This window comes from Paenibacillus sp. TY11 (genome assembly GCF_059772165.1).
Map to the genome: position 1 here is coordinate 139,391 of NZ_JCBAIQ010000001.1, position 12,568 is coordinate 151,958.

The 12,568-nt window shown below is 47.7% G+C and carries 10 protein-coding genes; 4 read left to right on the top strand and 6 right to left on the bottom strand.

Translation table 11 applies throughout. The features are described 5' to 3' along the window. Nucleotides 1–183: 183 nt before the first annotated feature. The 4 genes from AC6EJC_RS00660 to AC6EJC_RS00675 form a co-directional block, all read right to left on the bottom strand. On the bottom strand, nt 184–924 hold the full coding sequence (locus AC6EJC_RS00660) for a Bax inhibitor-1/YccA family protein (protein ID WP_444952275.1): 741 nt from the start codon (nt 922–924) through the stop codon (nt 184–186). 146 nt (nt 925–1,070) lie between these two features. After that, nucleotides 1,071–1,358 (bottom strand): hypothetical protein, encoded by a 288-nt coding sequence (locus tag AC6EJC_RS00665; RefSeq protein ID WP_444952276.1) that lies wholly within the window; start codon nt 1,356–1,358, stop codon nt 1,071–1,073. Nucleotides 1,359–1,593: 235 nt separating this feature from the next. Next, the gene (locus tag AC6EJC_RS00670) at nt 1,594–3,888 is read right to left on the bottom strand and encodes a glycoside hydrolase family 2 protein (RefSeq protein WP_444952277.1); all 2,295 of its coding nucleotides are present in this window, start codon (nt 3,886–3,888) and stop codon (nt 1,594–1,596) included. 199 nt (nt 3,889–4,087) lie between these two features. Next, nucleotides 4,088–5,152: a LacI family DNA-binding transcriptional regulator gene (locus AC6EJC_RS00675; RefSeq protein ID WP_444952278.1), complete on the bottom strand. Its 1,065-nt coding sequence runs from the start codon at nt 5,150–5,152 to the stop codon at nt 4,088–4,090. Nucleotides 5,153–5,331: 179 nt separating this feature from the next. Here AC6EJC_RS00675 and pepT point away from each other — a divergent pair, with 179 nt between their 5' ends. Both pepT and AC6EJC_RS00685 read left to right on the top strand, forming a co-directional pair. Then, nucleotides 5,332–6,567: a peptidase T gene (gene pepT / locus AC6EJC_RS00680; RefSeq protein ID WP_103047243.1), complete on the top strand. Its 1,236-nt coding sequence runs from the start codon at nt 5,332–5,334 to the stop codon at nt 6,565–6,567. Nucleotides 6,568–6,767: 200 nt separating this feature from the next. Continuing rightward, entirely contained in the window at nt 6,768–7,604 is an 837-nt protein-coding gene (locus tag AC6EJC_RS00685; RefSeq protein WP_103047242.1) for a methyl-accepting chemotaxis protein, read from the top strand. A gap of 189 nt (nt 7,605–7,793) precedes the next feature. On the opposite strand, the gene AC6EJC_RS00690 is transcribed toward AC6EJC_RS00685, so the two are convergent. After that, a complete protein-coding gene (locus AC6EJC_RS00690) occupies nt 7,794–8,669 on the bottom strand; it encodes a DNA-binding protein (RefSeq protein ID WP_444952279.1) in 876 nt (291 codons plus the stop codon). A gap of 387 nt (nt 8,670–9,056) precedes the next feature. On the opposite strand from AC6EJC_RS00690, the gene hxlA reads away from it, so the two are divergent. Beyond that, the gene (gene hxlA / locus AC6EJC_RS00695) at nt 9,057–9,692 is read left to right on the top strand and encodes a 3-hexulose-6-phosphate synthase (protein ID WP_013312540.1); all 636 of its coding nucleotides are present in this window, start codon (nt 9,057–9,059) and stop codon (nt 9,690–9,692) included. Between the two features lie 5 nt (nt 9,693–9,697). Continuing rightward, the gene (gene hxlB, locus AC6EJC_RS00700) at nt 9,698–10,255 is read left to right on the top strand and encodes a 6-phospho-3-hexuloisomerase (protein ID WP_444952280.1); all 558 of its coding nucleotides are present in this window, start codon (nt 9,698–9,700) and stop codon (nt 10,253–10,255) included. Between the two features lie 142 nt (nt 10,256–10,397). On the opposite strand, the gene AC6EJC_RS00705 is transcribed toward hxlB, so the two are convergent. Further along, nucleotides 10,398–12,536, bottom strand: a complete 2,139-nt coding sequence (locus AC6EJC_RS00705) for an endo-1,4-beta-xylanase (protein ID WP_444952281.1) — start codon at nt 12,534–12,536, stop codon at nt 10,398–10,400. Nucleotides 12,537–12,568: the final 32 nt, after the last annotated feature.

The window sequence follows — 12,568 nt, forward strand, 5'->3', positions numbered from 1 at the left end:
TTCAACCATTGTTCCTTTCAATCACGGTGTTAACGGGTAACAGCAAAGCCCCCTTGCATCAGCAGGTGGACCTCAGGCTGTCGAGACTTTCTCGGCAGCCTGAGGGGGCATTCAGCCGTCCTCTTCTCCTTATCCTGCACCTATCTGCACATTAAAGTGAAACTATTCATGAATCGCAGACGCTTAGTCCTCCTTACTGAACTTGGACAACAGATCCAGAATCCGCACATACAGCCATACCAGAGTCACCAGCAATCCAAAAGCCCCGTACCATTCCATATATTTGGGTGCCCCTTGATCAGCTTGTTCCTCAATGAAATTAAAATCCAGCAGCAGATTTAAAGCGGCAATGATCACGATAAATAAACTGATGCCAATGCCCAGCCAGCCCGTTTCATGAATATACGGAACATTCATACCGAAAAAGTTCAAAATAAAATCAACTAGCGTCACCAGAAAAATCGCCATCGTACACAGGACAACGAATGAGATAAAGCCCCGTGTCACCTTGATGATTCGCTGTGTGTACATAAAGAGCATCAAAAACAAGATACCCACGGTCAGTAAAATGGCATTGGCCACAATTCCAGGGTACTCATATTCCATAAAAGCTGAAACGCCGCCCAAAGCAAAACCACTCAGAATCGCATATACAGGTGAGAGTAATGGAGCCGTTTTGGGAAAAAATGATATGGCAAGTGCTACGCCAGCCATGCCAATAAAGCCTGCCATCAGCAAGGATAGCACCTCTACGGTTCCTTCGTAGGTCATGTACCAGGTCATACTGCCAGAGACGATGAGCAGAACCAGCAGAAGCAACGTTTTGTTCACCGTTCCTCTGATGGTCATGCGTTGTTCGCTAACTTCTCTTTCATCTTCGCGCAAAAAGATGTCATCACGTAAAACCGGATTGCTAAAGCTCATAAAGGATACTCCTTTTCGATGTGTTATTTGCTATGCCATATGTATATATCGGTACAACATGAAAAAAGTTTCAGAAAATTTCAAACAAAAAAGCTCTAACCTTGCCATACGGCAAAGCTAGAGTTAGAGGGTCAAGTCGTTACAGCTTAAAAATCAGCTGTCGCAATCTGGATCGTACCCGTAGCTGCTCCAGCTGCAGTAGTCTGCAGAGCAGCTACCAGCAGTAAAGCAACTGCTAACGTAAGGCTGTTAGTTGGAGGGATAACATAAGTGATCACGGGCTCATTGACACGAGTGACGACAAGATTGATCGGTGCTGGACCGTTATTATTAACGGTAATTGTAGCATTCGCGCCACCGTTCAAGTTTTCAAAGTATGATTTACCAATATTAGCAGCGAGAGAATAGAATTGCTGAGGTAAAAGAATCGCCATAATTTTCACCTCCCTTGCGCTTGATAGTGTATTCTATGCTTCCAACCTATGAGTGCAACGTTAAGTGACTCGGGTATAAAACACAATTTAGCAGATTCATAGATTATCGTACCTAAACATATACTAAAAAGGAGTTGCCCTCTCAGATTCTTTGCAGAATCTGCGGACAACCCCTTCTAGTAATCATGGATAACCACTTACGATATATAACCGTCTGTATATTGCCTTTGCTTCCTTATTGCACGTGAATGCTCAATTCCTGCGGACTGAAACGGGAAGGCGCGGAAACCTTGACACGAATTGGGCCAGCCTCTCCCTTCGTACGAACCCAAAATGCAATGCGTCCACCAATTAGGGATAAGCTCGAAGGACCGATCAATTCACCCACTCCCTCGACCTCCACCGAAATTGGATCCGCATAGAACGGCAAGACATTGCCGTATTCGTCGAGAGCATCCACTACCACTCGAGTTACGTCCCAATCGCCTGCTTCCAGCACTGTATCGTCTGCAGCTACGCGCAGCTCTGTCGGCACCGGATTACGTGAATAGCATCTGCGTATCACTTCTTGCCCATCCACGTACCCAATAAATACAGCATCTTCCCACTTCATACCCCAGTGCCCTGTCAGCTCGTCGATGACAACAGGTGGGTGTGGAAGCGCCGGGTACTTCTCTTGGTTCGGACGATAGACACCCTTGCGCTCGTCGCCGTAGATGAACTCCACCTCATCGCAATTGGTGAACACGACCAGCGGCACGACACCTCCGATGCTCCGCTCGCCACGTGACCAGTATGTGACCGGCTCCATAACGATTTCCTGCTCGATACACTTCTGGCTACGGTACACGTTCGCCGCAAATTTAGGCAGGCGGAACATATCCATGACACCGTGGTAGCAGATTTTATCACCGGAACCAAAATCGGCATGGGTGTTATAGTCAAAAGCACACCAGCCAATCGCTCCGGCAATGCCCTCATCGGCATAAGAAGCATTTTGCACCCGCGTATGACGCAGTGCATGCTCCATTACCCGTTCCTCCTGATCAAAACGCTTGGTCGGATACATATGCCCGTTATATTCCGTTACCAGATAAGGGACCGGATGATCCAGCTTTGTAACAAAAGACGGCTGGCGCAAGCCTGTCGTTTCACCATCTACGCCTTCTGTATTATCATACGTATCAAAATTGCGAATTTCCTTCGCCAAATATTTTTGGTGCCCACCATCATGAACAAAATCATTCATCGTATATACATCTTCCAGCAGCTCGCTACCTACAATATAGCGCACACCACCCGTAGCACGGGTTGGATCAAGTTTTCGCGCAAGCTCATTGGTACGTGCATACAGTTCATGGTCATCCTGCGACTCATTAATTCGTACGCCCCAGATCACAATGGAGGGATGATTACGATCACGGATAATCATGTCCTCTACGTCCCTCACCGCCTGCTCCTTCCACGCTTCACCGCCAATATGCTGCCAACCCGGAATCTCTTCGAAAACGAGTAATCCAATCTCATCACAACGATCCAGAAAATGACGAGACTGAGGGTAGTGGGATGTCCGTACCATATTCAGTCCCAATTCCTCCTTGAGCACATCCGCATCACGACGCTGCGCTCTTTTGGGCATGGCATAGCCAACGTACGGATAGGATTGGTGACGGTTCAAGCCGAGCAGCTTGATTTTCCGCCCGTTCAGGTAAAAACCATCCGGCTGAAATTCGGCTTCGCGGAAGCCAAAGCGCACGATCAACCGATCCAGCTCTTCCCCGTTACACAGCAGCGTCAGCTCTGCTTCATACAACTTGGGATCGTCTAGCTCCCAAAGCTGTAAGCCGTTCAGTTCTTGTAGTTCCAGCGTTACATCCGCCGCCTTTACTATTGTCGGCCCGGTTTCCGCTTTCACACTCGCTCCGTCCAGCAGTCGTAGACCAAGCGTCAAGTCTTCCTCCTGATCGCCCAGTCCCTCCAGTTCTGCGACCACACGCACCGCCTTGCTGGCCGCAAGCGGCTCCGGTGTTTGGACGAATACCGTGCCGATATGCACAGGCTCGACGATTCGCAGCTGCACTTCGCGGTAAATACCGCCGTAGGTCAGGTAATCAATGACTGCCCCAAAGGGAGGGATGTCGTCCCGTTCCGTGGAATCGACAATAACCGTGAGCACATTGGAGCCGCCATACTCGGCAAGTTCGGTCAATTCAACGCTGAACGGTGTATAGCCACCTTTATGCTCACCTGCTTTCACCCCGTTTAGATATACCTGGGCATAGGTCATGACTCCTTCAAAATCAACATACACTCGCTTACTCTTGGCATCTGCCGGAATATCCAGCTCCCTTTTATACGTAGAAATAAACTGAAATGCCTTGTCGTCAAAATAATTATACGGCAGCTCTACATTAGTGTGCGGCAGCAGAACTGGCTCATACCGACTCGCATCAATGCCTGCGCTTACTTCGCTCTCGACATATTCGGGACGGTAAAACCATTGGTCATTTAGCGGCAAAATGGTACGCATGGGCAGTCACCTCAACCTTTTATTTTTCACTCTTATACCATAGTAAAATATTTAAGTAAAAATGACGAGTAAAACTTAGTAAAATAAATATACTTTCAATGTAAGCATTTACAAAACAATTGTCAATTCCATTTTTGTATCTTCCTATACCAAAAACAGCCCCGGTAAGCCGGAGCTGTTCAAATCAATAATGTTGATTTTATTTTGTATGGGTATGCAGCGGCGCACTGCTGTTGCGAATCATTAGCTCGGTCGGAATGGTGACCTTGCGCCCCACCTCGTTCGGACCATTACGCACCGTATGCAGCAAAAGCTGAACGCCTGTTTCTCCCATCAGTTCGGTATGCGTTTTGACCGTTGACAGGGATGGGGTCAAATATTCGGCTGTCGGAATATCGTTGAAGCCAACGATTGAGATACGTTCCGGAACAGCAATCTGATGCTGCTCCAGTGCCTTCAACGCTCCAATAGCCACCGAATCGCTCGCGACAAAGAAGGCTGTAGGCAGGTTTTCGGTCCCTGCCAGAATGGCCGCTTCCATCGCACGGAAGCCGTCTGCCGCCGTTCCGCCGCACACATGAATGTCATCCGACGTGCACAGCCCGTGCTGTTCCTGATACCGCAAAAAAGTCTCATAACGGGCATCCAACTCCGCTCGTTCGGAATCATGGGCCTGCTCATCCTTGCCCATACCTACATATCCGATGTGACGATGGCCCGCACCCATCAAATAATCCAGTGCATCTGCCGCAGCGCGAGCGAGGTCAATGACAACATAGTCTGCCCCTGTACGATCTACCGGGTGATCCAGAAAGACGCAAGGAATGGGCAGTTCCAGCATGCGCTCGACCTCTTTGCTGCTAAAATGCCCCAGCACGATCAGCCCATGCAGCCCTTCGGATGACGTCTTCAGTGCAGCCAGGTCCTCTTGTCGGAAAATACGCTCCAGCTGCACCCCGCTTTGGCGGCACTCTTTTTCCACGCCAAACCGGATGGAGAGATAATAAGGGTCTTCCAGTTCCTTGTACGCGCTAAACCAGTGCACCATACCCAACCGGATGGGTCCCTCTGCCTTCTTGCGGGGCTGACGGCCAATACCGCCATTTTTACGTTTAACAGTCGTATATTTCATGCGCTCGGCAACCTCAAAAATTTTACGACGCGTTTCCTCTGACACAGACAGTGTTTCATCATAATTCAGCACTCGGGAGACCGTGGATATCGAAACCTCTGCCTCCTGAGCGATATCTTTTAACGTAGGCATTGCAGGCTCCTTTAATGGTTTTACTCTATTTTTACTTCTTATTTTACTATTATCTTACTCGTCCTCCCTGTGCAACACAACCCGTCATTCCAAAAGGTTAAACCATTTTTTTCATATCACAGGTCTAATCATGATAAAATACGTACCATAAAAGAAATGATAACAAGGAGGATATACACATGAAACAGGAACTGATTGACCGCCTGACTACGTATGTTCAGGTAGATACCCAATCCGACGAAAGCAGCCACACTTGCCCCACCACACCCGGACAGCTCACATTGGGCAACCTCCTGGTGGGCGAATTGAAAGCCATCGGTATGACAGACGTAACCATTGATGATCATGGTTATGTGATGGCGACTCTTCCTTCCAATACGGATAAAGAGGTTCCCGTCATCGGTTTTCTCGCTCACCTCGATACGGCTACCGAGCTGACTGGCGCAGGGGTGAAACCGCAATTGACGGAAAACTATGATGGGGGCGATATCACGCTGAATGCTTCGCTTGGTGTGGTGCTTTCTCCACGTGAGTTTCCCGAACTGGCTCAATATAAAGGCCACACCCTGATCACAACAGATGGTACCACCCTGCTCGGTGCAGACAACAAAGCCGGGATCGCAGAAATCATGACAGCTATCCACTATCTGATTGATCATCCAGAAATTCAACATGGAAAAATTCGCGTTGCTTTTACACCGGACGAGGAGATTGGGAGAGGACCGGAACGCTTTGATGTAGCCGCTTTTGGCGCTGAATATGCTTATACCGTAGATGGCGGACCGCTCGGAGAACTGGAATATGAGAGCTTCAACGCGGCAGCCGCTCATATTACCATTCACGGTGTGAATGTGCATCCCGGTACAGCTAAAAACAAAATGATCCACGCCGCCAAAATCGCTATGGAGCTGCACAGTCGATTACCTGCGAACGAAGCCCCGGAATATACAGACGGATATGATGGCTTCTATCATCTGTTGGAATCTACAGGCACAGCAGAACAAGCTAAACTGAACTATATTATCCGTGATTTTGACCGCGAGAGCTTTGAAAACCGGAAGGCTTATTTGACGAATGTAGTAAAAGAGCTACAGGCGGCATATGGAGAAAACCGTATCACACTAGAGCTGAGAGATCAGTATTACAATATGAAAGAGAAAATCGAGCCTGTCAAGCATATCGTCGATGTCGCTTATGAAGCAATGAAGAAGCTGAATATTGAACCCATTATCAAGCCGATTCGTGGCGGTACAGACGGCTCACAGCTGTCCTACATGGGACTGCCTACACCGAATATTTTCACAGGTGGGGAGAACTACCACGGTAAGTTCGAGTATGTGTCGGTGGACAACATGGTACTTGCTACCAAGGTTATTGTAGAAATCGCACAACTGTTCGAGCAGCGTGGCAAGTGACCCAGCTATACCAAACACTTACATTTTAAGATTAAATACGAAGGCATATCGTTTCATATTGGAAACGGTATGCCTTTTTTTCTGAAACTCTCAATTTCCTTGAGTTTTCAATACCTTTATAACTTTTATCCGTCCATAGACCGACAATTATATACAAGACTATAAAAAATATATCTAGTAAAGAAAGGTAGGTCATCTATTTGAATACAATAGATGCATTAATTGCAGCCATTCCCTACATACAACAGATTATGCGTGAGAAAGTGACCCTTTCTCTCTTCGACCGTACTCATGTCCTTATGTATACTCAATCGGAGGGTATGGACCTCGGCTTTGAAACGGGCTCGGAGCTGCTCGAGGACTATAAAAATTTTGCCATGCTTAAAAATGGACGTGAAGCCAGCTTGACCCACATTCCTGCTGAAATTCTGGGGTTTCCTCTTGATATGATCAGTATTCCTGTGTTTGACGAAAAAGGTGAAGTCATCGCAGCGTTTGCGGCCTCCTATAATTTGACTAACAAAAATGAACTGGATCAAATCGTATCCGAGAACCGCTCCATCACCGAGCATCTTATTGATATGGTGCAGCAGGTGGCAGCTCATTCCGAGGAGCTTCAAGCTACCAGTGAACAGATTTTAAGAAATACCCAAATCGCCGTACAAAACTCGGGTAAAATCAATCAGGTAGCTGTATTCATCAAGGAAATTTCCGATCAAACCAACCTGCTTGGATTGAATGCGGCGATTGAAGCCGCACGTGTCGGAGAAGCAGGAGCAGGCTTTGGTATCGTCGCTCAAGAGGTGCGCAAGCTATCCGTAGAATCCAAAAAAGCAACGGTCGATATTGAAGGAGCCCTCAAGGATGTGCAGAACTCCATTCGTCAAATGGAGCAGGAAATTGAGCAAATTGTTTCTTCTTCTCAGGAGCAGGCGACTCTGGTAAGCTCTTTCACCGAAGTGATGGAGCGTATGCAAAAGGCGAGCGAAACGATGCAACATCTGGCCAATAACCTGACTTCCTATATCGTAAAATAAATCATCGGCATGAAAAAGGGGAGCCCACTGATCGCAAAATGCGTAAAAGTGCGCTCCCTTTATTTACAAAAGCCCTGCTGGACCTCATCACGGAAACCCAATGCTCAAACATGATGAGAAAAGACACCATGATTTGAAGGATGTAGGGGGTTTAACCCTCTCACTGTATCTGCCACCGGAAGAGCAATACTAAGAAACGCCAAGACCATAGTTACCGAGATTAATGCCTTTTTCATTATGAAGCCCCCTTAATAAAATGGTTTGATATTGCTCTTGCTGTGACGGTGTTGCCAAATCTCGATAAGCCTCAAACAAAGCAACCAGTGTCCTGAAATCGGCATCTGCTTCTACACTGACAGAGAATTGCAGAGAAACAAGGACATAATTTAAGGCAACGGTGTACTGCTTCTTTTTGAAATGGTAAATGGCTAATTGGTTGACCAGTTTTAAATAATATACGCGGTTTGCTCTATCTTCATAACCTTCAAATATCTCAATATCGTCGGCAAAATCGTTCAGCAGATCGTCTATATCCCAATTATTCAAGTTAGCTGCTTCGGCAATACCAACCAATCCTGGAAGCAGCTCCTCGTCATTGTCGTGAAGAAATTGAACATATTCAGGCAAAAGTTCCCTTTTCCCCGAAAGTAATTCAATCGTATATAAATTGGCTTTGGCGAGAAAACGGAATCTCTCTACTTCTTCGTGACCGCTCTGGTCCAGCCCCATAAACCAACCCATTTCGCTATACTTCATAATATAGTCTCTGGCTTCCTCATACTTGCCCATATTCTGATAGTAAATAGATTTCGCCAGATAACTGTAAGCATAATAAAACACTAGCGGGTGTTTGGTGTCCAATGTCTCGTACTTGCCGTCTGCAGCATTTCTCAGTTGGGTGTGATACAGGTTTTCAGCCAACGTATGCAGATAGTCTGCTACTTTGTTAGCTTCGTCCCAATCATTATGTGTGTAGCTGATTCTAAACAACTCACAAGCTTTATCGAGTTCGTGGCTGTCCGACAACAAATAAATAGCTTCCCTTTGGTTCAGGACCTCTTCCACTAAACCCCGCCTCCCTATCCTGAAAATTGCGGTTACCCCTAGCCCAATGGCTATTTTTCAGGGCAGTTATGCTGCTAGCCTCCATTTTTTGCATACCAGTATATTACAAATATAGTCAAAACCTAACTTGAAGTCAATTCAATCATCGCTGCATTCATTCTTTTGCAACCTTACATTGCTATGTAAACGCAGACTCTCTCACGGGTGGTTTTTATGATGCTATAGTATCGTCAGGGTAACTACGTTACGAATTAGTGCGTACTTTTCAATCAGATACCGGGGCCTTACAATCAAACCTGTGCATGAAACCAAAGTATAGAGTAACACTCAACAAAGCATGTACCTATCATCAAAATACAAATCCACTTAAGGAGTGAAGTTAATAACATGGAACTTCAATTGGCTTTAGACTTAGTAGATATCCCGCAAGGTATTGCATTGGTAAAAGAAGTGGAGTCGTATATTGATATCGTAGAAATCGGTACGCCGATTGTCATCAATGAAGGACTTCATGCAGTAAAAGCAATGAAGGAAGCATTTCCAAATCTGAAAGTGCTTGCTGACCTGAAGGTTATGGATGCAGGGGGCTATGAAGTGCTGAAAGCTTCCGAGGCTGGTGCAGATATCGTTACGATTCTGGCTGTAGCTGAAGATGCAACGATCAAAGGTGCAGTAGAAGAAGCTAAAAAACAAGGCGGAAAAAAAATCCTGGTGGACATGATCGGTGTTAAAAACCTGGAGCAACGTGCGAAAGAAATCGACGCTCTCGGCGTAGACTACATTTGTGTGCATACAGGCTACGATCTGCAAGCTGAAGGACAAAGCCCGTTCGAAGCGCTGCAAACCGTCAAAAAAGTCGTAAAAAACTCCAAAACAGCCGTGGCTGGCGGTATTAAGCTGAGCACATTAGCTGAAGTTGTGAAGGCTCAACCGGATCTGGTTATCGTAGGCGGTGGCATCACTGGCGAGGACGACAAAAAAGCTGTTGCTTCCCAAATGCAACAGCTCATCAAACAAGGTTAATCCCAATGGAAACCTCTCAATATTTATCTGAGGTACTCAAGGAGCTGCAATTGGTCCCACAGTTGATCAGCGATGCGGAATCGGAACAGCTGATCCAATCCATCCTCGCTGCGAATAAGGTATTCGTGGCAGGTGCGGGCCGCTCAGGGTTCATGATTCGCTCGCTGGCGATGCGGCTGATGCATATGGGGATTCAAGCTTACGTGGTCGGGGAAACCGTAACTCCCGGTTTGGGCGAGGGTGACCTGCTGATCATTGGTTCAGGCTCTGGTGAAACCAAAAGCCTGGCCTCCATGGCAGAAAAAGCGAAGAAGCTCGGAGCCTCTCTGACGCTTCTAACCACTTCCCCCGAGTCCACCATTGGCAAACTGGCCGATATCATCGTCAAGCTGCCCGGTACACCCAAGGACCCGTCCAACAAGGATTACCAGACGATTCAGCCCATGGGCTCATTGTTTGAGCAAACCCTGCTGTTGTATGGCGACGCGTTGGTACTCAGAACGATGGAACTGCGCAAGCTGACCTCCGAATCGATGTTTGGTCAACACGCCAATTTGGAATAAAAATGTAATTCCTTTACGATAGCAAAGCAGGCTGTTCTTTACATGTCACATGTGAAGGACAGCCTGCTTTTATGCTTGTATAAGGCGACGTTCGATACAGCATAGAATAAGGCAAAACAAGCCCGCCATGTATTCAGACCATTTACTCGTTACTCCCTGCTGGCAACGGTGGAACTTTGGACGGATCAACCAGCGCCCAATAGGCATATTTGGCCTTTAACCGTTCGTCGAACAGCAGCGGCTTATCCAGCCGGGCGATCGGAAATGTGCTGAGCCACGTATTTCCATCATCCGTCCCCCAAATCGTCACATTGCTGATATGTTCCTGCTGCCTTGAAAACATATCGAACAGCGCCCGATAGCGATGAGCCTGCCGGATCAGCATGGCTTCAGGGATCGTTTCGTAGCGATCTGTGTCATTGGAATAAAGGCCCATATCCAGCTCCGTAATCTGATTATCCAGACCAAGCGAAGCGAACTTTTCTATGGACTGCTCAATCTCGTCAATAGCGGGAAACTGCAGGCGGATATGCGATTGGTGGCCTACGCCGTCAATCGGTACACCTTTAGCGAGCAGATCACGCACCAAATTGTACAGAAAATCCCGTTTCTTCGGCTCATGCGTGTTGTAATCATTAATGAATAGTCGTGCGTTCGGCCCCGCCGCTTCCCTCGTGACACGGAATGATTTTTCAATATAATCGGTTCCGGTAATCTGATACCACTTGCTGCGGCGTATGCCGTCCGGCTGGTCAGGATCAATAACCTCATTCACCACATCCCAGTCGGTAATGACATTTTTATACCGGGCTGCAACAGCGCGAATATGCGTCTCCAGCCGATCCAGCAAAAGCTTTTTATTCTCAGCAGTCGGCGTCATCGGCTTTCCATCCTTATCCTTGAACATCCAATCCCCGGTCTGGTTATGCCACACCAAGGTATGGAAGCGAATTTCCAGTCCGTGCTGTCTAGCAAATTGCACAATTTGATCTGCTTCCTCCCAATGGAACTGCCCCTCGGACGGTTGCAAGGAGATTGGCTTCATCGCATTACCTGCAACAACGCTGTTAAAATGCTTCTGCACCAGTTCTCCGTAAGCTCCTTCTGTCTGGAAAGCCTCAATCGCCGTGCCGATGCTGAACTGTCCCTGATATAATCCATGCAAAGAGGGAATGTCCTTTTCAATAGCCAGCGGCGGTACAAGTGACAGCTCGAAATCATCCATATAAAAGGAAGACGTTCCTTCTGTCGTTTCCAAATACATAGAAATGGTGTCTGCATCATTCGTGAGAGTATACGTACCAGACAAATGCATCCATCCCCCTGTCGTGGTAGCTGTGTCGCCTACAACAGTTTCATACGCACTTTCACCTTGGTGATCACGCTGTACGCTGAGCCTCACCTTGGCAGGCTGCTCACCCGGCGCCAGCTTCACCCAAGCACTGACGGTATAACGGTTGCCCTTTTGCACCGTAGCAGTCACATCCAGCTTGGGTCCGGCATATGCCTTTTGTCTGCCTGTTGTCAGCAGGCTGTACGAGCCGGTTCGTGCATCGGCATTCGAAACCTGCACCGTCTCGGCCCCCATACGGGACACCCATCCTTGAGCCGTACCATCTTCGAACCCGGATACGATACCATGGGTCGGCTCCGTTGGCGTCTCCGATACCTGTCTGATTTGTACCTCATCCACATAGTATGCCTGAGCGGGATTCGAGCTTTCCACATACAGCTTCAATGCATCCATCCCCCCGGTAAAAGTATATTTGCCTTGAAGTTTGATCCACGATGTATCCATCGTCTCCGTCTGCGCTACCGTCTTCCATGCCGTAGCCCCGCCTGTCGGCTGCTGCTCCACTGTAAGTTTAATCACATTCGAAACCGCAGAATTACCATCCAGTTTCACATAGCCGCTAATTTCATATTCCACATCCGGCTGCAACAGCGGCTTCACATCCAGCTCCGCTCCGTTCCAAGCCGCCGTGCGAGCGGTTGCCTTCAGACTGTGTGTGCCGCCATATGCAGCTTCCGAGACGGATGCAATTTGGGTATAAGTTCCACGGGGCTTCCAGCCCTCGCTGTTTCCTTGCTCAAATCCATACGTTCCAATGGTCTTATTGTTATTGACACTCCCCGCCGAAAGCGCCGTATCCGAAACGGAAGGGGAAGGTTCCACAGAAGGAGCTGCCTTCGCTACAGATGCCCCCCACCACCCGACAGGCGATAACAACAGTACTCCAGCTAGCACCAGACAAAAAGGCTTATACAAACATGACCGCAAAGCAATCCCTCCCGTAAGATAAGAAGTGAGTT

Bases quoted from the DNA above. Each gene is read 5' to 3' on its own strand.
- pepT (WP_103047243.1), top strand. From the start codon at position 5,332: ATGAAACAGGAACTGATTGACCGCCTGACTACGTATGTTCAGGTAGAT.
- AC6EJC_RS00675 (WP_444952278.1), bottom strand. From the start codon at position 5,152: ATGCCTACGTTAAAAGATATCGCTCAGGAGGCAGAGGTTTCGATATCC.
- AC6EJC_RS00670 (WP_444952277.1), bottom strand. From the start codon at position 3,888: ATGCGTACCATTTTGCCGCTAAATGACCAATGGTTTTACCGTCCCGAA.
- hxlB (WP_444952280.1), top strand. From the start codon at position 9,698: ATGGAAACCTCTCAATATTTATCTGAGGTACTCAAGGAGCTGCAATTG.
- AC6EJC_RS00660 (WP_444952275.1), bottom strand. From the start codon at position 924: ATGAGCTTTAGCAATCCGGTTTTACGTGATGACATCTTTTTGCGCGAA.
- hxlA (WP_013312540.1), top strand. From the start codon at position 9,057: ATGGAACTTCAATTGGCTTTAGACTTAGTAGATATCCCGCAAGGTATT.
- AC6EJC_RS00665 (WP_444952276.1), bottom strand. From the start codon at position 1,358: ATGGCGATTCTTTTACCTCAGCAATTCTATTCTCTCGCTGCTAATATT.